The sequence below is a fragment of the Prevotella melaninogenica genome (assembly GCF_013267595.1).
In the GTDB taxonomy this organism is placed as follows: domain Bacteria; phylum Bacteroidota; class Bacteroidia; order Bacteroidales; family Bacteroidaceae; genus Prevotella; species Prevotella melaninogenica_D.
On sequence record NZ_CP054010.1, the window covers coordinates 1,328,846 to 1,353,431 of the forward strand.

Here is a 24,586-nt window from a genome sequence, read left to right on the forward strand (position 1 = left end):
ATTACCTTTGCCACATATTTGATTTATAAAACTAATTTGTAGTATGGTTAAAATCACTTTCCCAGACGGTTCCGTTCGTGAGTACGAGCAGGGCGTAACTGGTTTTCAAATCGCCGAGAGCATTTCGCCGGCTCTCGCCCGTGACGTTGTATCTTGCGGTGTAAATGGCGAAACAACAGAACTCAACCGTCCTATCAATGAGGACGCAAGCATCGCACTTTACAAGTTCGATGACGAAGAAGGTAAGCACACCTTCTGGCATACCTCTGCCCACCTCCTCGCTGAGGCTTTGCAGGAGCTTTACCCAGGCATTCAGTTCGGATTCGGACCGGCTGTTGAGAACGGCTTCTTCTATGATGTGATGCCTGCAGAGGGTCAGACAATCTCTGAGAATGACTTCCCAAAGATTGAAGAGAAGATGCGTGAGCTTGCTAAGAAGAACGAGCCAGTCGTTCGTCGTAACGTCTCTAAGGCTGATGCCGTAAAGGAATTCACTGCCGATGGACAGGAATACAAGGTGGAGCACATCGTAGAGGACCTCGAGGATGGCACTATCTCAACATATTCGCAGGGTAACTTCACCGACCTTTGCCGTGGCCCTCACCTCGTTTCAACAGGTGCTATCAAGGCTGTCAAGATAACCAGCGTTGCTGGAGCTTTCTGGCGTGGAGATGCTAAGCGTGAGCAGATGACACGTATCTACGGTATCACCTTCCCTAAGAAGAAGATGCTCGACGAATACCTCGAGATGCTCGAAGAGGCTAAGAAGCGCGACCACAGAAAGATTGGTAAGGAGATGGAACTCTTTATGTTCTCTGACCGTGTTGGTAAGGGTCTTCCTATCTGGTTGCCAAAGGGAACACAGCTGCGCTTGCGCTTGCAGGAGCTCTTGCGTCGTCTCCTCCGTCCATATAATTATCAGGAGGTTATCACACCGGGTATTGGTGGTAAGAATCTCTACGTTACTTCTGGTCACTATGCTCACTATGGCAAGGATGCTTTCCAGCCAATCCACACACCAGAGGAGGACGAAGAGTATATGCTTAAGCCAATGAACTGTCCTCACCACTGTGAGATTTACGCTTACAAACCACGTTCTTACAAAGATCTTCCACTGCGTATCGCAGAGTTTGGAACCGTGTTCCGTTATGAGAAGAGTGGTGAGCTTCACGGACTTACACGTGTTCGTACCTTCACACAGGATGATGCACATATCTTCGTGCGTCCTGACCAGGTAAAGGCTGAGTTTGAGAACAATATCGATATCATCCTCAAGGTGTTCAAGACCTTTGGTTTCGATAACTACGAGGCGCAAATTTCCCTCCGCGACCCAGAGGACAAGGAGAAGTATATCGGCTCTGACGAGGTATGGGAAGAGAGCGAAGCAGCCATTAAGGAAGCATGCGCAGAGAAGGGTCTCAACGCTCGTGTAGAGCTTGGTGAGGCAGCGTTCTACGGTCCTAAGCTCGACTTCATGGTGAAGGATGCCATCGGTCGTCGTTGGCAGCTCGGTACAATCCAGGTAGACTATAATCTCCCTAACCGCTTCAAGCTCGAATATACCGCAGAAGACAACTCTAAGAAGACTCCAGTGATGGTTCACCGTGCACCATTCGGTTCACTCGAGCGTTTCACAGCTGTTCTTATCGAGCACACAGCAGGTCACTTCCCACTCTGGTTGACACCTGATCAGGTTGCTATCCTCCCAATCTCTGAGAAGTATAACGACTATGCTCAGAAGGTGAAGGCTTACTTCGATGCTCACGACGTACGTTCAATCATGGACGACCGCAACGAGAAGATTGGTCGCAAGATTCGCGACAACGAGCTCAAGCGTGTTCCTTACATGGTTATCGTTGGTGAGAAAGAGGCTGCCGAAGGTCTTGTGTCAATGCGTCAGCAGGGCGGTGGCGAGCAGGCTACTATGACAATGGAAGCCTTCGCAGAGCGTATCAACAACGAGGTTGCTGAACAGCTGAAAGGGTTGGATTAATAAAGAAAGCCCCACCCGACCTCCCCGAAAGGGGAGGAGTGCAACAACAACAATAACAACAACCAGCCCCTCCCCTTTGCCCCCCCATAGGGAGGGGAGTGAATACCGCGACATCCCTATAATGTTGGGTATATAGTGGAATGATAATCACTTATTTGCAGGGGGAGAACAGAAGTTGGAAGTCCTTCGCTTTTAGAGGCTAACATATTAATGACCCTCGTGGTCTTCCTTCTCTTCTAATCAAGGGAAGGAGAATCCCTTATGCGGCATCCATTAGTGGGTGCCGCTTTTTATTTGTGAACTCTTTTCCCTTTGAACTTTGAGCATTGAACTTTGAACTTTATGATTTCAACTATTAACTTTGAACAATTACCGACTACGAATTTCTCTAATTACGCTAATGCTTATTGCGAAGTAATTCATGTCATTCGCGTAATTCGCAGTCTCCCCCTTTGACCCTTGAATAGAACTTTAGGGGTATCTCGCTAATCACCCCCCTCTCCCTTCGGAGAGGGGCTGAGGGTGAGGCTCCTTCTTCTCCTTTCGGAGAGGGGTTGGGGGTGAGGCTGTGTGTCGGGCTTTACCTCACTTCCACAAACACCTTTTCTCCTTTCGCTATTGCCTCCGTTATCATCTTAACGAGTGTCAGCACGCAGCGGGTAGAGTCGAGCACATATCCTTTGCGTCGGTTGAAGCCAAGGAGGATGCATCCCCGTGTATCTTCTGGCTTATTCCCCGCATGAATCCTTATCCCCTCAAACCCCTTCACATTCATCAGCAGCGGCAGCCATCGTCCGAACCGTCGGCTGCGTGTGATGAGGATGCGATAACGCCCAGTGGGGATAGCTCTGTATCCCTTGTATTTTGCAATTAGGATTGTCCCCAACGCGCTTCGTTCTGTAAGATGTAGTGAGGGCGGTTCGAGGCAGTCTGAAAAGAAGCGGTTGTTGACATACAAGCGTCCGATGGTGTATTTCGCTTGGTAATATTTTCTTATGAGTTTTATTTCCATAGCATGTACGTTTTAGGTTGGTAATATTTTCTTATGAGTTTTCATTTCCGTAGCGTGTGTTTTAATCAGTAACCTTAATATGATTTTGTGATTTGTGATTTGTGTGATTGACTGTAGTGTAGCAGGTGTTCTATAACGCTATAAGATATGTCTACCCTTGTTATAGATACTCTATAAGGCTGTTAGAAGTGGCTTTTTACTCTTCTAATAAGCTGTGGCAGCTATCTTACCTTCTTACTTATCCTGGCGAGTCTTCATCCATTTACCATCTTCTTTCTTTTCAATCCATCCGCTTTTCTTCCATCTGTAGATGATGTTGTTGATTACATTTCTGCTTACATTAGCCCCTTTTTCTTTCTGTAGGTCGTTAAAAGTGAATACGGGTGGAAGTTTATCGAAGATGAAACCATTTCTCGACTGCCTTACCATTTCTTGTTCAGCCGATTTATATTCGCTAAGTAGAGCTTCACCGAAGAAGTTGCATTGTTTCTCCAGTATATATTCGGCAGTCAGTCGGGCAAAATACAATACTTTTTCGTTTTCTTCTCCTTCTAACAGACTGGCAACGACTCCGCAGCGAAAGCCCATGACGGCAGCACGTTTGCGATAGGTATCCTTAACGATGTCACCATCTGCCATTGCCTCTATTCTTTTCTTCTCTACCCATTCACCAATGGCTTGTCTCAGCAAGGGAGTTTCAACGAAGCCTTGACGTGCACGCAGGGATGTTACAGCAGTGTCAATGTCAGTCGCCAATCCTTCGGCTTCCTTTCCGTAGACAGGCATTGGAGCAAAAGCTCCGTCGGGCATTTCAGCGATAAAGATGCGCGAGGAGAGTCCATTCTCAACGTTGTCATTCTTGAAACATCTCTTCAGTGCACCATATGTGCCGAGGATTGAGAAATTATAAGCCACAGGGACTACTCCGCTTTCTGCTTGATCTGAGTTGTAATCTTGTCCCCATACTCCGTTGTCGAAGGCGAGGCGATAGATGTCATACTTCTGCGACCACGAGCCTGCACCATTTGTTTTGCGCAGCGTGTCGAGTTCCTCACCAAAGGAGAAGAGCGTGTGACCGCGTGAGTTCTTGAAGCGTCTCAATAACGTAGAGCAACTAATTGTGATGGGAACTGAACGTATCAGCACACAAGGGTCTTCGGGTGCCTTTTCGTTGGCTTTGCGTCGCTTCTTCTCTTGTTTCCATTTATCTTCAATCTCACGTGCACGTGCGTCGTCTTCAAGCATCTGCTTCATCCACAGGTCGACTCTTGACTTGCACACACTCTTTCCTGATGCTTGTGGACCGACGATAACCGACATTAAGTTAAGTCTGTGCAGCTGTCCATCACAGTATCTTACCTGTACTCCGTCAGCGTAGGCAGCGGCAAGGGGGAGGACGGAGCAGAGGACGGGCATGTGCATATTTGCGGGCACACCTTCGAGCGTCTTGCGCAATACTAGTGGCAGCGTGTTGAGGATGTTGTTTGTGCAGGCAGTTTGCGCTTGCTGCTCTGTTTCTCTTTTTTCCTCAAACAATTCAATGTCGTTTTCTGAGGGTGTTGTCGTGGCAGCCTTGTTCCTGAGTGATTCCGTGTATATCTTTCTCAGTTGAAACGACATAGGGCGGTTGGTGTTGGTGTATTTCTCATAGAAGTCTTTAATCAGCTGTTGGCAGTCACTCTCGCGTGCGTATGCTGGCATTCGGCATGCGATGATAGCCCTGAGCTGCTCCTGCGGTATGAGGCGGCAAATGCCCATAGAGAGCAGCGAGACGAGCGAGTTATGACGTGTACCCTTGTTGTTGAGTGCAGCGGGTGCCAAGCCTGATGCCGCCACAAAGGCGTCGAAGAGCAACTCCGTGTTGGGGTCGATGTCAACAGCTTCGTTGCTTGTGGCGGCTGTCTCCTCCGTAGGCTGTGGATGTTGCTGGTTGATAGTAGGTGTGGCAACGGTCTCAGACGTATCCGTATCTGTCTTCTGTGGCGTTGGTGTGGCAAACAACTGTTCCTTGTCGATGAAGAAGATGTAATCGGCTGGCACGGCAAAGGAGCAGCGTGCGTAATCCTTGCAAGCTTCATCAAAATCTTTCAGCCCCAGTTTTCCTGCAAGCCACTGCTGTCCCTGCGCTAAAGTCTTCTTCTGCGGAAGCATGAAGACAATGCGTAGTCCCTCTGCCGATGGCGTCATGTGCACCAATACGATGCCTAACTCCTTCGTACGCTCTTTTACTTTTTCGTTGTAGAAGGTTTTGGGCGAAGGGATATGGTCGATGTCGAGAATAGACAGTCCTGAGGGAATTGCCTCAGCGTTGAGTCGACGACCATTCTTGAAGTGTGCATGAAAGCAGAAGGCTGGTAAACGTCGTTTTAACTCCGCTTTCTTTGTTGCGAAGTCGTCACGACTCATCTCGCCACGCAGCATTTGTTCGCTGTAGTCGGCAAGTTCAGCGCAGATGTCGTTTACTATGGTCGAATGTATTACCACATCTAAGATGTCAGCCGTGCAGGGAACAGTGTGTTGGGCTCGGATATTTTGTATATAGTCGAACATTTTTGTTTATCTTTTTATGATTATGTAAAGCGTGGGCTGTCCGCTTGTTGCTGATGTGTCAGGGACAGTCCCACGTGTGGAATTATTGCTATGCAAGCAGATTTCCTTCCATAAAGTTAATTGCCTGCTGGCTCTCGTCGAAAACAATATCAATGGGAGCTGCCTCGTCTGCTCGCTTCACCATGATGTAGAGTCTGACGCGGTCGGGTGCCACTGTTGCCCGTCCGTGCTTCATGTTCAGTATGCGGTTGGGCGCTGGTGTTGAAGGTGTTTCAGTTGCAAAAGCACGGAAATCAAACTCCTGTGGCGAGTTCATTGCGATAGAACCTCTCACTCTCTTGCCGTTGGCGGCGATGATGCGCTGATAATCAGCGTCACTCATAATTACTTTAATCTGCATAATCTTATGATTTTTAATTGATTGTCTGGATTTCTGAAATACTCACGTTCTGGAACACCTTGTCGTTATACTCCGTTGTGTAGAAGTAGAGCTGTGCTGCGACGAGCGCACCCACTTCGAGTTCTCTTTCCGCCTCTGCATCAAAGAGGGTTGATGTGAAGCGGTCGGCAAATTTGCCTCCAAGCTGCTGTAGCTGGATGTCACGGCAGTGCGAGGTGATTCCTTTCTGGTTGGTGTACTGGCGGATTTCTCCGAGTCCGGTAATCTTAAAAATGTTGTTCATAATTTTGTTTTGTTATTCCTCAGGCAACAGTGCCGTTGGTTTGTTTTTATGTTTGCAAAGTTATCGCACTTCTGCAGCTGATGCAAGTTTCTGAAACAATCTGCGGTTTCTTAAAATCTCTTAATTATCTTTTCTAAGTACCTTGTTTACAGAGGCTTTCAACGCTGGTTCAGAAAGACGAATATTGCTGTGTTCGCTGGTTGAGAGGTATCTGAAGAAGATGCTTTTTGCCACTTTCAGCGGACTCTCTCCCTGCTCTCCCGGTGCTATCATCAGGGCAATGAGAGCATAGAGCCACGTGCGTTTTACGTTCTTTATCCCCTCCGTCGATAAGAACAATCCTTTTTCTCTCCGCAATGTCTTCACGTCATTGGATAAATAGGGTCGCAGTTGGTCGGTCAGCACGTCCAAACGCTTGAAGTATTCCGGTCTGAACAGTTCGCACATCATTGTATTCTCGTCAAAAGGGTATCTGCGCTTTGTTTTGCGCTGATGCTGCACACGCTGTCGTGTGTAATGCTTTTTTCTCATTCTCCCAAGGGTTGTGAGAAGAGAAAGCACGGGAAACGCTGCGCAGCTTTACCTCATGAGATTTCTCCTGCCCACTCCGCTCGGGTGAAACATTCTTTATTTTCAGTGGCATTATCTCCTTTTCGGTCCCTGTGCCTTGTGTCTGGCGCCTTGTGCAGCGCATGGAACAATCGGAATTGACCATCACTCCGCACCTAATCGGAAAAAGAGAATACCCACGCCAAGGTCGTTCTGACCGTGACGTGGGTGCAAAGTTATAGCGTAGAGCCATTTGCAAGAATCTCAGCCTTACAGACGGCTTATAAAAAAGTTATCTTTTTATTATCAAAAAATTATAAACTGATAATCAGCATGTTATGAGAATCTTTATAATTCGTTTATAGAAAGTTTATAATTTCCGTTGCTTCCTTGAAATCTTATATTGCTATTACGAATTCTTTGTGTGCGTTTCATATAGTTGTGGTTGTTCTTTTTAGCTGTTCGATGAATAAGAAAATGCGGAACTGCCTGTTGAAAGGCAATCCCGCATTACTCTCTATGCGATTCAAGCTATTTGCTGTAGCTTTTATTATTATACAGCCCAAAGGTTGAATCTATTATTATTCCAGTTGTCTATGTCTTTATACAATTTTGTTTTTTCAAATTCCTCTTTGCTATAACTTATTCTAATCATAGTTGCAATACTTTTATCACTATAAGCTTTTGCCGCCTCATCTTTATGAAGTATATCTCGAATAGCATAAACCAAATCATGTCCATTTGTGAATAAAGTAAGATCTTTATCATCGATAGGGTTTTGACTTATAAATAGGTTTATTGTATCCAAGTCTGGATATGATGTCTTTTTATAATTTCCACCATTATCTTTTACATGTTGAAGTACATCTTGTACACTGTGAGATGCTACGTCAGCAATTTTAATTCCCTTGAAATTTATTCCTTCTTTATCAGAATCTTTTCTATTTAAAATCATTTTATCATTATAATAGCGGAGATATGAGAAGTTTTTCAGAGCTTTCATTGCTTTGGCTGATAACTCCGGATATTCTTTATTTGTTGTGTACAAACAAATTTTTCTGTAGACTTTTGGAGTCAACATCAGAGTTTCCATATCGTGGGTGTCAGTTATCATAAGATTGGCAATGTTATGTTTGATTTGATTTATATGATCAAAGTCAGCATCCTTAATGCCTATGACGCAATCTTTGAGCTGCTCATCTTTGCTTACAATGCGCATAGAATTCTTTACTTTTAGGCAATTTTCAGCCAAAAAGAATTCTACGACCTGTATATTAAAGAACTGCTTCAAAGCTTTTTCATCGTCTTCCCCTTCAACGACAATTATTACTTCCTTATGATCAGGATGTTGTATAGTTAGCCTTATATCTGCTACGATATTTGGGGAATCGTTCGCCTCCAATACGGTGTTACCTATTATTCTATTTTCTTCTACGAAAGATTGGGGCTCAAGTTCCTCCAATACGGAATTTTTCATTGTATCATTTGTTTGTTAAGTAATAAAGGTCTTTGGTCATACTAAATCCTTTGCTTACTATGCTTGGCGAATGAGTAGCAATAATGATTTGTAGATGCTTGATATCAGCTATTTCCTTCATATCATCTACGATTGTCTTCTGCCATGCGACATGAAGCGAGTTTTCTGGTTCGTCAATCAGCAATAAGCTCTGATCAGGTACTTCATATACTAAGCGGTATAGCATAACGATTTCGTTCTGTTCACCACTGGAAAGTTGATGCGCCTTCAGAATATCACCTTTATCAGATTTGAACATAAAACCATGCTGAGGAGCGATTTCTACAGATTTGTGTGCAAAGCCCTTAGAGGTCAGCATTTTATGAAATAATTCTGTTTTTTTCGAGATTGTTGAAATCTTGCTGAACTTCTCCTCGAGTCCTTTAAGATACGCAAAGAGTACGGCTTTGTTTTTTTCGTTATATTCTGGAATTTCTACTTTAAATGCAAGCTTATATTTAACGATTGTCTTCATCAGGCTCTCAACTTCATCCTTCAGCTTATTGTATGAAGCCTGAGGGCAATCTTCATAATCTGGATATAATACTTTTTTGATAAATTTAGAATCGACTTCTTGTGAATATCGCAGATAGTCTTGTTGAGCGGTCTTCAATTCAGCCTTCAATGCTTCACAAACTTTCTCAATTGGGAGCTCATCATTCTCTTCATGAGCTTCATTATAGATTCGGTTTGCTGGTATGTAGTAAGAACGTAAGGTTCTGAGCTGCATCAGGAACTGTTCCTGACCATTTGATTCCGAAATATATTCGTTGAATATTTCATTATCTAATAAGACATCTTCTTTTTCTCTATCTGATAAACTATTAAAAGACTTACGTCTGCTATATGGATCGTATAGATGTATGTATGAGCGGAGTGCTCTTTTTACGTTTGTTCTATTATATACGAAATGAGTGAGTGGTTCCCCCGTAGCTTTGTTCCAGATAAATCTGACCTCTTTTTCTAACTCGTCCTTATAGTCAATAGCAGATTTACTTTCTGCTTCTGTTTTATAATTCTGAGTGATATTTAATACAGTATTATTATCAAAAGAGATTATTATTTCGCTGAATTTAATAACATAGAAATAATATAGAGACTTAGGATTAAGGGATTTTAAAATTCGTAGAATGGTAGTCTTGCCATATCCATTAGGACCTGTGAGAATAGTTATCTGTTCTTTCTCTTCGCTATTGAAATCTATATCATAGTTATATTGGTCGTAAAGGTTTTTGATTTGTAGTCTTGAAATTTGCATGGTTTATTTATTATAATATTCACTTAACTCTTGTTGAAGAGAGTCGTTCACTGTATAGCTTGCTTCTTTTTCGATATTCTTGTTGCCTTCTGATTGGATTGCAGACATATACTCCGGATAATCGTCTCCTTTGGATACATTGTTTTTCCATTGCATAGCTCTAAGGTTTCTTTTAAAGTCATCACCCCCCAGAATAACAGGGAAAACATGGTCAACTTCCCATCCGAAGACAGAATCTCTCATCCCATAATGAGCCTTGAAGATCCACGCACCGCATGCATCTTTTCTTATAGAGTCTTTATCATAACCCTCTACAATCTGGGCATGATTCCAACAATATTCTTTCTTTTCTTCGTCAGTCATAATGATAAGTTTTTGACATTCAATTTTGTTGAATGTCTATCTATGTTGCAAAGATACTAATTATTTTTGTTTTTGTTACTAAAATAACAAACAAAATATCCTTGCTGTCTGCAGAATATTTTTTTGTTATTAAAAGTTTAGGGATGGGACGCAGTCAGTCCCACCGATGATTTGTGTTTATTTTTTCTCTTTTCGTAACGCTTTATACGTGGTGCAGCTCACCTCTCACACCCCCTCAATTATTCCTACGATGGCATCATATTCTTCGGTGGTGATGCCGAAGGCGGTGCGGTTGTCGTTGTAAGGGCGGTGGTGGGTGAGGTAAGTGTTGTTGTTACTTCCGCCGATGGTTGTGTTGATTTGGTTCATGGGGATGTTTAGCTTTCGGAGCTTTATGAAGAGGGCGATGATGTTGAGTGCCATCTTGCGGTTTATGCCCCAGCTGTTGCCGTTGGGTTTTATCATTTCGAAGCGGGAGAGGAGGGCGTCGTCACGGCAGATGGTCTCGAAACATTGCGTTAGGTCGTCGTAGCCGGGTTTATTCAGTAGCTTTTTTAGTCCTTGTGTGTTGGTCAGGACTTTTGTTAGGACGGCTTTCTGGCGTGCTTCCTTCTGTAGGGCAGGGGAGTCTGTGTCGTCTGTGTCAGCAAGGGGGTTGTGGGGTTCGATGACGATTTTCTCTCCGTAAACATTTCTTTTCTTTGCAAAGAAGAGGTTGACGTATCGGTTGAAAGCGTTATCCCCGATTTCGTCCATTATAGTCTTCAAGATACCGTCGTTCTCGCTCATTGGGTCCTGCTCGTGTCCTGGTTCGATGTAGTTAAGGCTTCTCGTGGCGGTTACGGTCATGATGAGCTGGGCTGAAGATTCTGCCTCAGCCCTTGTGCGGGTGGTGGTGTGCCTTCCTTGCTTGATGGTTTCGCAGTCTTTTATCAGCGTGGTATAGATGAAGGTGACTTCATCTAACTTGTTGCTCCCTGCTTTTTTGAGTTCATCAATGCAGCGTGTGCTCGTCTGCCAGATGTCCATTGCTGAGAGTTCTCCCGCCTCTCTTTGTAGGCGGTTCAGTGGCGATGCCCAATGCTTGAAGATTGACGCTTCAGGCGAGTTCAGCACTTGCGTTCTATAGATTTCGCTGTCACGGTCTGTCAGAATCTCCATTTTTTAGTACGTGTTTCTCAATTTCGTTTGTGAATATTGCGAGGTGGTCTTTCGGAAAGAGGTGTGGGTTGTCGGGACTCATGTTGGTGAAGGTAGCATCTTTGAAATTAATATATCTGTAGCTGTCCTTTCCAACGCTTATTTTGCGCCTGCTGCCAGTGGGTGTCAGACTGATTGAGCCTTCGCCACCTATGTCGCTTGCCGCTTCTACAATGTCTTTTGTCCATTGGTCTTCAGGGTCTAACTTTACGCATTTTCCTGCCCCTGCATCGGAAGCAAGTGTCAGTGCACCTTCAGTGCTCTTGCGGAGTCCTTGTATGAACTCGAATCGCTTGGCAAGGTGTTCGAGGTTGGGCTTTGGCCATGTGAATTCTACCTTTCGAAAGCCCCTTGGATAACTCTTCTTGTCCTGTACAATATTCCAGAAGCGGGATGAGTCGTAGAGGTTTTTGATGCTCAGTTTGAGCGAGAAACGTCGTTGCATAACGTGTGAGAGCGTTCTTTCGACGATGTTTTCGATGGTTTTGAGCGACTGGAAGGCGGAGGTTGAATTCTCAATTGCAATTACCTGTACGCCAGGACGATTGTCGATGATGATGATGCAACTGCGATAGTCGTCGAAGGGAATCGACTTGAAGTTTTCATCGTGTCGTGTGCCACGGCAGTTCTTGAGAATTCTCAGCACGTAGACACCTTCTTCTTTGAATGGCTCGAGGAGGAAGTGGTGGAGATACTGCGTACCTCTTGCGTTTGTGAAGTGAATGCGCTGTGTCTTGGTATAGTCGTCAACAAGCACGTCGTCAAAACACGCCTGTCGTCGGGCAAAGTTTTCTTCTACTTCTTGCAGTCGTTCTTTGTCGTTAAAAATGTCGTCAGTGTCGATGCACTTCTCAAACATGTAGTTGTAAAGGGCAAAAAATTTCATTTCCGTTATGTCGTATTTTTTGGTTTTCAGTAAAGATATTAGTTCTGTTATGAACAGTTTTTACAGTTCTGTAAATCGTCAGACAATAGTTACGGCTGTGCTTTTCTCTGATGACTTCTCAGGATTGCATCTGCAAACTTACAAATAAATATTTACAAATTGTTAATAAAAGGAGAGAAAATCACAATCACGTAATCACGCAGTCATATTAAGGACCTTCGTGTTTTACTGCTATCAGAACGGCTCATTATATATTATTATTTATTAATAAGGTATTATATTATATGTAATTCCTTTCTTTTACGTTGCAATTCCTTGTTATGATTTTATGATTTATGATTGGTGTGATTATTTTTTTCTGCAATATGTGTAATGCCCCCGCACCCCTCTTTGTTATCTCGTCCTTTTTAGTTGTCGCGAAGGTAGATAGGCGGGGCACCTCTTTGTGGTAAGTTCACACTCTGTAAACACTCTGTAAATTAGATTGTTACAAGGTAAGATGCAGAACTTGCAGTCTTTGTAGCCCGAAAAATGCTGGTTTTTTAGGTAATCATGGGTAACTTTGCAAACAGAAAAGCCCCACCCGACCTCCCCGAAAGGGGAGGAGGGAGCCTCACCCTCAACCCCTCTCCGAATGGAGAGGGAGTGATTAGCGAGATACCCCTATCGTGATGATAGCAGTTCTTAAACGCAAAGATTAGCGCTCTTAAACGTAAAGATTAGTGCTCTCAAACTTATAGTATAGCATTAGTAAATAATTATTTCAAAGTTCAATCTTAAATTTTCAAATTTCAAAGTTAATAGTTCAAATCATAAATTTCAAACCTCAAAGTTAACTACGAATGACACGAATTACATCACAATAAGCATTAGCGTAATTAGAGAAATTCGTAGTTCAAATCATAAAGTTCAAAATTAATAGTTCAAATCATAAAGTTCAAAGTTCAAACCTCAAAGTTAATACACTATGATTCATTACAAAATTTATCAGGACAAGCGTAAGACCAGTAAGCGTAAGGGATATTGGTATGCGCGTGCGGTGGTCGATCAGACCTACGATTTGGAGAAGTTGGCGGAGTATATGTCTGCCCATAACACACCTTATTCTAAGGGTGCTATTGCTGGTGTGCTGACCGATATGGTGGCTTGCATCCGCGAGTTGGTACTGGAGGGTGTGGCAGTGAAAATCCCCGACTTGGCTATCTTCTCGGCAGGCATTCGCAGTCAGGGTGTGGAGAAGTTGGAAGATTTTACTCCGGCAAGGGATATCTATCAGCCTCACTTGCGTGCTCGTGCTTCTGGTTCGCTGATGACGGCTCGCTTGAAGCATTCTGTGCGCCTGCGTGAGTACGATAAGTATGACCAGTCGCTCAAGGATAGCAGGAAGGGTAATAAGAAGGGTAAGCACCCAGCCAGTGGGGCTACGCCTTCGGGACCTGAGCCTGGCGAGTCTACGGCGACGAGTGAGGGTGGACACGCGTAAAGCCCCTCCCGACCTCCCCGAACCAACGGTCACTGACCGAAGGGAAGTAAAAGGGAGGAGCAGCCTCACCCCCCAAGGAGCCTCACCCCCAACCCCTCTCCGAAAGGAGAGGGGAGTGATTAGCGAGATACCCCTAAAGTTCTATTCAAGGGTCAAAGGGGGATTACGAATTACTTAGCAATAATTTTAGCGTAATTAGAGAAATTCGTAGTCGCAAATCATAAAGTTCAAAGTTCAAACCTCAAAGTTAATAGTTCAAAGTTAATAGTTGAAATCATAAAGTTCAAAGTTCAAACCTCAAAGTTTAAAGTTAATAGTTCAAACCTCAAAGTTCAAAGTAAAAAATAGTTGCCTTATGAAACACGAAAAATGGAAAACAATCATTAATGTGATTATCTCTGTGCTCACTGCCATTGCTACAACGCTGGGTATGTCGAGCTGTTTGTAAAGCCCCACCCGACCTCTACAGCCCCACCCGACCTCCCCGAAGGGGGAGGAGGCAAGTTTGCAAGTATTTTGCAGAAATTATCTGTGAAAAGAGTCAAAAGTTCTTATCCTCTTATGTGCGCATAGGCACTCCCCTCCCTTCGGAGGGGCTGGGGGAGGCTCCTCCTCCCCCTTCGGGGAGGCTGGGTGGGGCTTCTTCTTTTATTTTTCCTCTTTATATAAAAAATATAACTAAAACGCTTGGATAATCGGTTGGAAAATAGTAACTTTGCACGCGTTTAGCGAATTTAAACACATTAAAATAGTTGAATGAAGAATGACAAAATGAAAATGAAGTACCGCGTGAACGAGCAGATTCGCGTTCGGGAAGTACGTGTGGTAAGTGATGATGGAGCTGAGGTTATGCCTACGCGAAAAGCGTTGGAATTGGCTCAGAGAGAGGGAGTTGACCTTGTGGAGATTTCTCCTAACGCACAGCCACCGGTTTGTCGTATCATCGACTATTCTAAGTTCCTCTACCAGCAGAAGAAGCATCAGAAGGAGATGAAGCAGAAGCAGGTGAAGCAGGAGGTGAAGGAGATTCGTTTCGGTCCTCAGACGGATGAGCATGACTATAAGTTTAAGCTCAAGCATGCGCAGGAGTTCCTCAATGCAGGTAATAAGGTACGCGCATACGTGTTCTTCCGTGGTCGTTCGATTCTGTTTAAGGAGCAGGGCGAGGTGTTATTGCTTCGTTTCTCCAACGATCTTGAGGAGCTTGCAAAGGTAGAGCAGCTTCCGAAACTCGAAGGCAAGAAGATGTTCCTCTATCTTGCACCTAAGAAGGCAGGTGTTGCCAAGAAGAGTCAGCAGAAGCGCGACCGTGAGGAGGCAGAGGCTGGCGCAAAGGCAGGTGCTGAGGGTGTCAGCGAGGAGCCAAAGACGGATGGCGGCTTGTTCGCCAACGCTAAGAATGGTGCTGACGCATTGAAGAAACTGAATATTGACTAACGCCCGTTGGGCTGTCTCCTCGGTAAGAGGGGGGCGAAATGGGCAACCTGTGCGTAACGTCTTGGTATATACGTTGCCACAGATGAATATAAATAACAATTTTAAAATTTAAAAAAAATGCCAAAACAGAAGACAAATTCCGGCGCGAAGAAGAGATTCACGTTCACCGGTACTGGTAAGATTAAACGTCATCACGCTTACCACAGTCACATTCTGACTAAGAAGACAAAGAAACAGAAGAGAAATCTTGTTCACCAGACGCTCGTGGATGGTACAAACTTGAAGCAGGTACGCGACTTGCTCAATCTCCGTTAATTCATTAGTCAAACAAATTAAAAGGAAAGAAAAACTATGCCAAGATCAGTCAATCATGTTGCTTCAAAAGCAAAGAGAACAAGAATTCTGAAGCAGACTAAGGGTTACTATGGTGCCCGTAAAAATGTTTGGACGGTAGCAAAGAATACCTATGAGAAGGGTTTGACTTATGCTTATCGTGACCGTCGTAACAAGAAGCGTAACTTCCGCGCATTGTGGATTCAGCGTATCAATGCTGCTGCTCGTCTTTATGATATGAGCTACAGCCAGTTGATGGGTGCATTGCACAAGGCTGGTATCGAGATCAACCGTAAGGTGCTCGCTGACCTTGCTGCTAACAATCAGGAAGCTTTCAAGGCTATTGTTGACAAGGTAAAGTAAATTAATGACGCTCACGGACGTGGGCACTCGTTATAACGGAATGGAGCTGTCGCCTGAAAGGGTGGCGGCTTTTTTTTAGAAAGCCCCACCCGACCTCCCCGAAGGGGGAGGAGCAGTCTTCCCCCAACCCCTCTCCGAAGGGAAAGAAGAAACCTCACCCCCAACCCCTCTCCGAAGGGAGAGGGGCGTGAACAGCGTGTTATCCCTATATAATTAGATGATTCTGTGGTAAAAATGAAAAAAGCAAAGAAGAAGTCCCTGAACATAGGGGTATCTCGCTATTTACTCCCCTCTCCTTTCGGAGAGGGGTTGGGGGTGAGGCTGGGGGTGTCTCAGTGCTTACTCCCCCTCTGTATTACCTTGCTTCGGTCAGTGACCGTTGGTTCGGAGAAGGGGGTGAGGCTCTTGTTCAGATACATTGTGGCGATTCTGCTGCTCGTTGTAGGAGTGGGGCAGGGGGCGCATGCGCAATATGTGATAACGAAAGAGACTGCGAGGTGTCTGACGAAGCAGGATTCTTTGTTGTCGGATAATTTTGGGCAGAAAGTTGATGGGCAGCTTAGGAGTTCTTATCGTGCTGATACTGTAAGTCTTATTGACAAATACTTTCGCAGGGGTATGTCGAGAAAGGGCATACTGATGATTCCTAAGGGTAAACGACCTGCACCCGAAACCTATTTGAAACGAAGATATATAAGGCGACATCTGAAGAATTTTAAGGCAGGTGCATCGTGTATCGTTTCGAAAGAATTGTTAGAACGGCATCATGGCGACTCTATCGGAAAGGCTGATAATAGTCAGTTTATCATGATGAAGTCGGAGATGGATAGTGTATTGATGAGAAGTCATGGCGACTTGTCGCGCATCGAACATGAATTGGGAATCCCTGCAGGTGCGTGGAAACATCGGGTATTAGTAAGGATTGACATCCCCAAACCAAAGAAACTCAGGTTGAGGATGCCGTCGGGTAACGAAGTCGGAGCGAATGTGTTATGGCTTCCAGGTGGACTTCTACCTACTGGATATAAAGAAGCGGTGATAGATAGGATTCCGAAAGGAAGATATAAAGCTTCGCTGATTGAGATTGTCAAATGATAATATAGAAAGAATCTTAAAATTAAAGGTCGTTGCTTATACTTTTTCTGATTTAAATGTAGTAAATGGTGAATACTAATATGAAATAAAAGCTTAGTAAATTAGAGCTATTCGCCAAAGAGTTTTTATTGCTAAAATGGTTATAAGAAGGCAAAAGATGCCCGCAATTATATAGGGTACTTTGCGTTGTTCCCAATAGTAGGTATTATTATTAACGAGTGTAATGGATCTTGATTTCATTTTTATTGTGAGATTTTGATAGCTTAGATTGTCTTCCTTGTCACCATTTTGTAGGTTGAAGATGAAGTAGTTCCCATCAGCCTCTTTTCCTATGACAGAGTCTCCAACCACTTGTATATGTGTAATCTCATCAATGAGGTTTTCTTTCAACGGATCGTTTCTACTATTGATGTTAGCATACTCGGGCGTATCAACGGAGGTAAGTTCATAACCATTCTTTAGTGGGATACACCAGCCATCACCGATACCAATGTCAGAACCAAGAATGATAGCAATGATAATCATACACACAAAACTACTTACAGCGTATATCCCGATAAATACTCCTGGTGTGAGGAATGATAGAACCATCTTTCTCTTCCTTTGCCTTTTGCAAAGGAAGTAAGAGAAAGGTAACGTTATCAGTCCTAATATAAGGGATAGAACTACAAAAACGATTGCCCAGAAAATAAGAACAAAAAGCATTCCCATAGGTTTTATTGATTATTTTAAAGGGAGAAGAGCAATCTTCCCTTGATATACTTAAAAATGAAGTGTATCGCTGTTGAGAGAATGTATATGAGGTTTAGTACCAGGAGATAAAACCACCATGTGAGACCTGCTCCATATTCTGAATGAAAGAAGAAGAGGTAATAGAGTGGGAGAGAGTAACCTAATAATACAATAGCTGATAAGATACCTGCTCTTTTCTGGCGATTGAATATCTGATAGATTGTGAGGAGTGCGCAGATAATAGAGCTGATGTATAGTAATATATCTTCATCCATATTATAGAGCTTATTACTAACTGTTGGGAGTTGTTAATTGTTATGGCTTTTGATGTTTTACCATGTTCAGTCTGCATAGCGTAAGTGCTTCTTCAGCTCGCCCATCCATCATATAGGCAGGGAAGGAGTAGAGGGCGTTGATAGTCTTGAGGTTATACTCCATTGTCTTGCGTTTTATCCATGAAGATTCGTTTGCGATAACCTTTTCAGGGTCTTTCATCTGAATGGTTATCAACCTGTTACCTTTAAAACGTATTAGGGAGAAGTCGGCTATCTCGTTCCATAATATTTCCTCAGCTCCGCAGATAGAGATACCTCTATCGGTAAATTCTATTTCTTTCTTATGGTTTATGAGAAGTTTTACCTTTTTATAAGCCATAAACAAACCGCCACCACCAAAGAAGATGATGGAGAGGATGCCAGCAACTCTTATTGTCCATAGTGGATAACTTGTGGTGGGGTCTTTTACGGTAAGGAGCCATACGCCCAAGGCGGTAAACGCGATACAACCTAAGTAGGCAAGGATTTTCTTTGTCTGATTCATATATTTTATTGTTTTATATTCTTCATACTCAATGCGATACGTTTGCGACGCATATCGACTTCAACGACACGGACGCGGACGTGCTGATGAAGGCGGATGACTTGTGTGGGGTCGGTGACGAAGCGGTCGGAGAGTTGAGAGATGTGGACGAGTCCGTCTTGATGAACACCGATGTCGACGAAGGCTCCGAAGTTGGTGATGTTCGTCACGATACCGGGGAGTTCCATTCCTATGATGAGGTCGGAGAGGGTATGGACATTCTTGTCGAATTCGAAGACTTCAACCTCTCCACGGGGATCGCGCCCAGGCTTCTCAAGCTCGGTGAGGATGTCGTGGAGGGAAACCTCCCCCAACCCCTCCGAAAGGAGGGGAGCGCATAGGCGCTCACAAGAGGGTAAGGACTTTTTTAATTTATCTCCATCTTTCAGCGAACCGTTTCCAGCACTCCCCCTCTCCTTTCGGAGAGGGGGGGGGAAGGTGAGGTATCTCTTGACATCAATTTCTGCCAAGAGTTTCTTATTGCCAATGAGATCCTTTATCGTACATTTCAAGTCCTTTGCCATTTGCTCAACGATGTGATAGCTCTCGGGATGAACGGCGGAGTTGTCGAGTGGGTTCTTGGCATTGGGAATACGGAGGAAGCCTGCACACTGCTGGTAGGCAGTATCACCCAGACGCTTCACCTTCTTGAGTTGGGCACGTGAGGTAAAGGCACCATGCTCACGTCGGTAATCAATGATGTTGCGGGCAAGGGCAGGACCGAGTCCGCTGACGTAGGTGAGTAAGTGGAGGGAAGCCGTGTTGAGGTTGACTCCCACCTGATTGACACAACTCATCACCGTTTGGTCGAGTGAATGCTTAAGTTTTGATTGGTCGACATCGTGCTGATATTGTCCAACACCGATGCTCTTCGGGTCAATCTTCACGAGTTCAGCGAGTGGGTCCATAAGTCGTCTACCGATAGATATGGCTCCGCGTGTGGTTACATCCTCATCGGGGAACTCCTCGCGAGCCACGGGTGAGGCGGAATAGATGGAGGCACCGTCCTCAGAGACAAGGAAGATGAACAAGGAAGACGCGAACCCTACTGGCCCAACTGGCCCCTCCCCCGACCCCTCCCCCATAGGGAGGGGAGTAGTATGTCCTGCTGATTGTGTTTTGCTATTAATTGGAGACGTATTATCTGTAAATTGCTGTTGTTTTTCTTCAAGCAAGTGACGGTAATCACTCCCCTCCCTATGGGGGAGGGGTGAGGGGGAGGGGCTGGTCGTAGTTGTAGTTTCGGTCGTTATTTTTTCCACAAACTCCTTACTCTCCCTGCTTGCCGTACCATTGCCAATGGCGATTGCCTCAATCTTATAAGTGTTTATCATCCTTTGCAGGGCTTCCGTGGCTTGTCTTACCTGATTACGTGGTGGATGTGGATAGATAATCTCATGATGAAGGAGGTTACCTTGTTCGTCAAGGCAAGCAATCTTACATCCGTTGGCAAAACCGGGGTCGAGGGCGAGGACACGTTTCTGACCGAGTGGGGGAGAGAGGAGAAGCTGGCGGAGGTTCTCGGTAAAGACTTTGATGGCTTCTTCGTCGGCACGCTCCTTGCTCAAGGCAGCAAATTCGTTTTCAATGCTCGGATTGATAAGACGTTTGAAAGAGTCTTCAACGACTTGAGTGACGAGGGTCTGACAAACTCCGTGTCCACGCACGAATTGGCGAGTGAGGCGTGAGATACATTCCTCGCCATCAATCGTGATGCTTACACGTAGCACGCCCTGTGCCTCGCCACGACGCATAGCGAGCAGTCGATGGCTATTGCATCGGCGGAGAGGCTCGGAGAAATCGAAGTAATCAGCGAACTTCTGCGCCTCGTCGGTATCCTTCATCTTCTTGATGACCTTTGATGTGATGACAGCCCCATGCTGGTAAGCTGTGCGGACGGTATTGCGTGCTTGCTGGTTCTCGGAGACAATCTCGGCAATGATGTCCAAAGCCCCCTCCGACTCCCCCGAAAGGGGGAGAGACAAGTTTGCAAGTTCTTTGCTGAGGTGTTGGGGAAGATTCAAAGTGCCCTTATTCTCTCGTGTGCGCATAGGCACTCCTCCCCTTTCGGGGAGGTTGGGTGGGGCTCCTCCCCCCTTTACTTCCCTTCGGTCAGTGACCGTTGGTTCGGAGGAGGCGGAGGGGGCTGTAGGTTTTTGGGCTTCTCTCATTATCGCCAACGCTAACGGCTCCAATCCTTGTTCACGGGCAATCTGCGCGCGTGTACGGCGTTTGGGTTTATATGGTAGGTAGATATCTTCCAACTCTGTGGAATCCATACAAGCGTGGATTCTTGCTTCTAATTCTGGTGTGAGTTTCTCTTGCTCGCGGATTGTTTTGAGTATGGTCTCCTTACGTTTTCCGAGTTCCTTCAAACGGTCATAAAGTTCGCTGATATCAGTTATCTGAACCTCATCAAGCCCCCCTGTCCGCTCCTTACGATAGCGGGAGATGAAGGGAATCGTACAGCCCTCGTTTAGTAAGGTGAGAACTGCCGATACGCTTTGGAGGGGAAGGGAAAGCGAGTGGGAGATGAAGGAAGCACCAGAAGCCCCCTCCGGCTCCCCCGAAAGGGGGAGAGCCCTATTTGCTGAGTGTTCGCTATTATTCTTTTGTTCGTTTTCCTTGCTGTATGGTGTTTGTCTAATCATCTTTTAGATACAGATTTATGTCTTGTCTTAATCACGATTGTTGGATGTTTTTCCATCCGTGGATCGTTTACATAAGTAATGATGTTGACAGAGCCTATGTCCGTGGGCTTAATACCCTTTGGCAAAGCCTCCGTTATACGTTGGGGTGAGAGTTTGTAATCAATGATAGTCAACTTCTTTCGTGGTTTCCTTAGTTTACCGTTTATTACCCATTGTAGTTCTGCAAGCGAGTTGGTTCGCATGATGATGATATCTTTGGGTGATTTACAGAATGTGATGTTCTTCCCTTGCTTTATCTGCTCTTCTGCTACGAATGTCTGTATGGATTCGATGGCGTAGGGCGGAATAAGTCCCAGTCTTTTTGCCACAATCTCTTTGGCCGAATCCGACCGCATCTCGTCGATGGTGACGTGCAGGAGGGAGTCGGGAAGGGGAGTGCCGTCAATGACACATAAGGTCTGCGCATGTGTGCTGAGAGTGGTGAGCACAGTCAGGATTATACAAGTCAGGATTCTTTTCAGGTTCAGTTCCATTATAATCTTTTTGTTTGTCAAGATTATTCGTATGCATAAAGCAGGATAGGCTTCTTGCTCTTGTCACAAAGGGCTTCGATTTTCTTCAGCATAGCAGGGCTTGTAGTGAAGCATCCCCACGAAGCATCGGAGAGTGGGAGATAAGATGTGAGATGGTGCATAATGCCCACGTATCGGGAACTATGGATGAGAATGTTTCTTCGACGTGCATTGCTGTTTGATGCATCCAACCCATCAAGGGCAAAACGCAACCCGACAGTAGCGGAATAGCCTTTCTCTGCAATCTTGAAAGCTCCGAGACTTGAGCATCTGCTTTCTTCCTTATTTGAGAAAACAGGTTTCCATGCACTGTTTCCCTTTCCTCTACCGTGTGCGCAAGGACCAGTGTCAAGCACGGATGAAGCCTTTAGGTCGATGATAGCCATTCGGTCCTCACCCGATGGGCGCGAAAAGTCTACGAGGATGCAATAGTCTTCGTTATACCCCTTTTCGTGACAGATTTCCCATACATCTTTGAAATAGCTTTGGAATGAATAGGGTTTTATTTTCCAATAGCCCTTTATGCTAAAGTTGAGGATTAGAAGAGAGAGAAGAAAGAAAAAGAAGAAGCGGCCTCTCCCCCCTTTTGATTGTGTTTTGCTTTTCATTGCTGTATTTTTTTGCAAGTGACGAAAAACACTCCTCCCCTTTCGGGGAGGTTGGGTGGGGCTTTACATCCCCCTCGCCTTCAGCAATCCCTTTGTATCAGGAGCTTTGAGGCCAGTGAAGTCAGAGAAAATCTGCATCAAGTCGCGTGTATTACCACGTGAGAGAATCTTCTGGCGGAAGTCATCACCCACCTTACGTGTCAGTGCACCATGAGCCTCGAAGTAATCAGCAATGTTTGCGGCTAATACCTCACTCCACAGATAGCTGTAATATCCAGCTGCATATCCACCACCCCAAATGTGGTTGAAGTAAGAAGTAGAGTAGCGTGGAGGAATCTGATTGTTCAACAGCCCCATATCAGCCAATACCTTCTTCTCGAAGGCTGGTGCCTCTTCAGCTGTTGGAACCTCAGAAGGTGAGAGGCAATGCCAAGCTAAATCCACAGAGGTAGCAGCAAGGTTCTCGCCTAATGCGTAAGCCGAAAGGAAGTTGAGCGAACCCAACATCTTCTCACGCAGGGCATCTGGCATCGGTTCGTTGGTCTTGTAATGGCGTGCATAGTTATTGAACACCTCTGGTATGCTTGCGAACGACTCATTGAACTGTGAAGGCATCTCCACGAAGTCACGTGATACTGCAGTACCGCTCAGTGTGTTATACTTACAGTTAGAAAGCATACCGTGCAGGGCGTGTCCGAACTCGTGGAACATCGTCTGAGTCTCATCCCAAGTAAGGAGCGTTGGTTGACCTTCAGGAGCCTTGGCATAGTTACAAACGTTGAAAATCAGCGGTTTCTGCTGACGGTCGCCACTCTGCTTGAGGAAAGCACTCATCCAAGCACCACCACGCTTTGCTGGACGGCGGAAGTAATCACAGTAGAACAGTGCCAACTGCTTGCCGTCAGCATCTATCACGTCAAACACCTTCATATCCTTGTGATAAGTAGGGATATCCTTACGCTCGCGGAAGCTAAGTCCGTAGACACGATGAGCCGCATAGAAGATACCGTTCACGAGTACGGAATCAAGATTGAAGTAAGGCTTCACGTCATCATCTGAGAAACTATACTGATCCTTCTTCATCTTAGCCGAATAATAGAAGCGGTCGTAAGGCTGGAGGCGGAAGTCAGCACCCTCCGTCTTCTGAGCATACTCCTCGATAGCCTTTGTCTGAGTCTCCGACTTAGGTTTGTAAGCCTCAATCATCTGACGCAAGAAGGCATAGACGTTATCCGTATTCTTTGCCATCGTCTTTGAAAGCGAGTAAGAAGCATAGTTCTTGTAACCCATTAGCTGAGCCTTCTCCGCACGCAAGCGAGCTATCTTCACGATGACAGGGAAGGTGTTGTAAGCACCTGTGCCGTCTGTACGATGAATAGAAGCGTTGTAGACACGCTCACGTAAGCCACGGTTTTCAAGACTTGCAAGGATAGGCTGCTGAGTGGTATTCGTAATCACGATACAGTAAGGTGCCTTCCCTCCACGGCTCTCAGCATCTTTCTTGCACTGAGCGATATCCGTCTCGCTGAGTCCTGCTAATTCCTTTACGTCACTGACCCATACGGTAGCCTCATTGGCAGCCTTAGGAAGCATATCGCCAAACTCCTGCTGAAGCTTTGCCAATTCCTTGTTAATCTCCTGCATACGTGCCATCTTCTCCTTTGGAAGGAGAGCACCAGCGTGCGTAAAGTCCTTGTAGACAACCTCTAATAACTTCTTATCCTCGCCCTTGAGCGTCTTGTACTCATGGTCATAGACATACTTGATACGTTGGAAGAACTTCTGGTTGAACTTAACCTCATTCTCAAACTCCGTCATCAGTGGTACGATACTTCCCTGCGCCTTCTCAATCTCAGGTGTCTTGTCAGCCGATACCAGCGCATAGAAGATGTTTGAGATACGTTCCAGATCCTTTCCGCTCCGCTCGTAAGCTAAGATGGTATTGGCGAAGGTAGGTTTCTGTTTATTGTCTGTAATCTTCTTTATCTCAGCTCTCTGCTCAGCGATAGCCGCTTTGATAGCAGGGAGATAGTCTTCACCCTTGATACGGCTGAAATCAGGGGCGTTGAAAGGTAGCGTACTCTGTTTCATAAGCGAATTGCTGACCGTCTGTGTGGTCTTAGGTCTTGCTTTCTGTGCCTGACCTGTAAGTGCTGTGCAGGCAAGTCCTGCGGCAAGCACAACATTTTTAAGATTCTGTTTCATGTTCATAATATTGGTGGGTGATGGGTGATGGGTGTTGGGTGTTGAAGGTGTGTAGATTATGGTAATCATCAACACCTATCACCTACCACCTAACATTCATCACCTATTTTACCGCAAACTTACATAAAAAAAACGAGATTATGAAATTAATGGGGTGGGAAATGATGGGTGTTGGGTGGTGAATGTTGGTTGTTAATGGTTTCTATAAAGTTCATTGTGAATCTACACATCATTAACAC

General features: G+C 45.1%; 24 protein-coding genes. 7 read left to right on the forward strand and 17 right to left on the reverse strand.

The features are described from left to right. Positions 1-43 precede the first annotated feature (43 nt). Positions 44-1,993, forward strand: coding sequence for a threonine--tRNA ligase (gene thrS / locus FIU21_RS04925; RefSeq protein ID WP_004360294.1), 1,950 nt, complete (start codon positions 44-46; stop codon positions 1,991-1,993). A 580-nt stretch (positions 1,994-2,573) separates the two neighbouring features. Here thrS and FIU21_RS04930 read toward each other — a convergent pair. The 10 genes from FIU21_RS04930 to FIU21_RS04975 all read right to left on the reverse strand — a co-directional run bounded on the left by FIU21_RS04930 (position 2,574) and on the right by FIU21_RS04975 (position 12,010). Continuing rightward, complete coding sequence (locus FIU21_RS04930) at positions 2,574-3,005, reverse strand: DUF5675 family protein (RefSeq protein WP_004360293.1); 432 nt, start codon at positions 3,003-3,005, stop codon at positions 2,574-2,576. Positions 3,006-3,239: 234 nt separating this feature from the next. Continuing rightward, entirely contained in the window at positions 3,240-5,555 is a 2,316-nt protein-coding gene (locus FIU21_RS04935) for a BT4734/BF3469 family protein (protein ID WP_004360292.1), read from the reverse strand. An 88-nt stretch (positions 5,556-5,643) separates the two neighbouring features. After that, entirely contained in the window at positions 5,644-5,889 is a 246-nt protein-coding gene (locus tag FIU21_RS04940) for a hypothetical protein (RefSeq protein WP_254361429.1), read from the reverse strand. A 79-nt stretch (positions 5,890-5,968) separates the two neighbouring features. Continuing rightward, entirely contained in the window at positions 5,969-6,238 is a 270-nt protein-coding gene (locus tag FIU21_RS04945; RefSeq protein WP_004360290.1) for a hypothetical protein, read from the reverse strand. Between the two features lie 120 nt (positions 6,239-6,358). Then, positions 6,359-6,769 carry a hypothetical protein gene (locus tag FIU21_RS04950; RefSeq protein ID WP_004360289.1) on the reverse strand — a complete coding sequence of 137 codons (411 nt, stop codon included), beginning with the start codon at positions 6,767-6,769 and terminating at the stop codon, positions 6,359-6,361. 571 nt (positions 6,770-7,340) lie between these two features. Continuing rightward, positions 7,341-8,264: a DUF4435 domain-containing protein gene (locus FIU21_RS04955; protein WP_004360287.1), complete on the reverse strand. Its 924-nt coding sequence runs from the start codon at positions 8,262-8,264 to the stop codon at positions 7,341-7,343. 4 nt (positions 8,265-8,268) lie between these two features. After that, positions 8,269-9,561, reverse strand: a complete 1,293-nt coding sequence (locus tag FIU21_RS04960) for an AAA family ATPase (RefSeq protein WP_004360286.1) — start codon at positions 9,559-9,561, stop codon at positions 8,269-8,271. 3 nt (positions 9,562-9,564) lie between these two features. Then, positions 9,565-9,924 (reverse strand): hypothetical protein, encoded by a 360-nt coding sequence (locus FIU21_RS04965; RefSeq protein ID WP_004360285.1) that lies wholly within the window; start codon positions 9,922-9,924, stop codon positions 9,565-9,567. Positions 9,925-10,149: 225 nt separating this feature from the next. Then, positions 10,150-11,085, reverse strand: coding sequence for a hypothetical protein (locus FIU21_RS04970; RefSeq protein WP_004360284.1), 936 nt, complete (start codon positions 11,083-11,085; stop codon positions 10,150-10,152). Next, positions 11,063-12,010 carry a hypothetical protein gene (locus tag FIU21_RS04975; RefSeq protein ID WP_004360283.1) on the reverse strand — a complete coding sequence of 316 codons (948 nt, stop codon included), beginning with the start codon at positions 12,008-12,010 and terminating at the stop codon, positions 11,063-11,065. Before FIU21_RS04975 ends, FIU21_RS04970 begins: the two co-directional genes overlap by 23 nt. A gap of 967 nt (positions 12,011-12,977) precedes the next feature. Between FIU21_RS04975 and FIU21_RS04980 the strand changes: the two genes are divergently transcribed. From FIU21_RS04980 to FIU21_RS05005, 6 genes are all read left to right on the forward strand, one after another. Next, entirely contained in the window at positions 12,978-13,493 is a 516-nt protein-coding gene (locus FIU21_RS04980) for an HU family DNA-binding protein (protein ID WP_004360282.1), read from the forward strand. A gap of 355 nt (positions 13,494-13,848) precedes the next feature. After that, entirely contained in the window at positions 13,849-13,941 is a 93-nt protein-coding gene (locus tag FIU21_RS04985) for a smalltalk protein (RefSeq protein WP_155716391.1), read from the forward strand. A gap of 308 nt (positions 13,942-14,249) precedes the next feature. Beyond that, complete coding sequence (gene infC / locus FIU21_RS04990; protein ID WP_036886276.1) at positions 14,250-14,930, forward strand: translation initiation factor IF-3; 681 nt, start codon at positions 14,250-14,252, stop codon at positions 14,928-14,930. Between the two features lie 117 nt (positions 14,931-15,047). Then, complete coding sequence (gene rpmI / locus FIU21_RS04995) at positions 15,048-15,245, forward strand: 50S ribosomal protein L35 (protein WP_004360280.1); 198 nt, start codon at positions 15,048-15,050, stop codon at positions 15,243-15,245. 36 nt (positions 15,246-15,281) lie between these two features. Then, complete coding sequence (rplT, locus tag FIU21_RS05000) at positions 15,282-15,626, forward strand: 50S ribosomal protein L20 (RefSeq protein ID WP_004360279.1); 345 nt, start codon at positions 15,282-15,284, stop codon at positions 15,624-15,626. Positions 15,627-15,860: 234 nt separating this feature from the next. Continuing rightward, positions 15,861-16,721: a hypothetical protein gene (locus FIU21_RS05005; protein ID WP_081445979.1), complete on the forward strand. Its 861-nt coding sequence runs from the start codon at positions 15,861-15,863 to the stop codon at positions 16,719-16,721. Between the two features lie 93 nt (positions 16,722-16,814). Here FIU21_RS05005 and FIU21_RS05010 read toward each other — a convergent pair whose 3' ends face one another. From FIU21_RS05010 to FIU21_RS05045, 7 genes are all read right to left on the reverse strand, one after another. Beyond that, positions 16,815-17,312: a hypothetical protein gene (locus FIU21_RS05010; RefSeq protein WP_231291333.1), complete on the reverse strand. Its 498-nt coding sequence runs from the start codon at positions 17,310-17,312 to the stop codon at positions 16,815-16,817. A 137-nt stretch (positions 17,313-17,449) separates the two neighbouring features. After that, positions 17,450-17,728: a hypothetical protein gene (locus FIU21_RS05015; RefSeq protein ID WP_036886272.1), complete on the reverse strand. Its 279-nt coding sequence runs from the start codon at positions 17,726-17,728 to the stop codon at positions 17,450-17,452. Positions 17,729-17,768: 40 nt separating this feature from the next. Next, positions 17,769-18,272 (reverse strand): STM3941 family protein, encoded by a 504-nt coding sequence (locus tag FIU21_RS05020; protein ID WP_004360276.1) that lies wholly within the window; start codon positions 18,270-18,272, stop codon positions 17,769-17,771. A gap of 5 nt (positions 18,273-18,277) precedes the next feature. After that, entirely contained in the window at positions 18,278-20,962 is a 2,685-nt protein-coding gene (locus tag FIU21_RS13285) for a Tex family protein (RefSeq protein ID WP_081445978.1), read from the reverse strand. After that, positions 20,959-21,495 (reverse strand): hypothetical protein, encoded by a 537-nt coding sequence (locus FIU21_RS05035; protein WP_004360274.1) that lies wholly within the window; start codon positions 21,493-21,495, stop codon positions 20,959-20,961. The genes FIU21_RS13285 and FIU21_RS05035 overlap by 4 nt, the downstream gene beginning before the upstream one ends. A gap of 23 nt (positions 21,496-21,518) precedes the next feature. Continuing rightward, positions 21,519-22,142 carry a murein L,D-transpeptidase catalytic domain-containing protein gene (locus FIU21_RS05040; protein ID WP_004360273.1) on the reverse strand — a complete coding sequence of 208 codons (624 nt, stop codon included), beginning with the start codon at positions 22,140-22,142 and terminating at the stop codon, positions 21,519-21,521. Positions 22,143-22,205: 63 nt separating this feature from the next. Beyond that, entirely contained in the window at positions 22,206-24,347 is a 2,142-nt protein-coding gene (locus FIU21_RS05045) for a M3 family metallopeptidase (protein WP_036886304.1), read from the reverse strand. Positions 24,348-24,586: the final 239 nt, after the last annotated feature.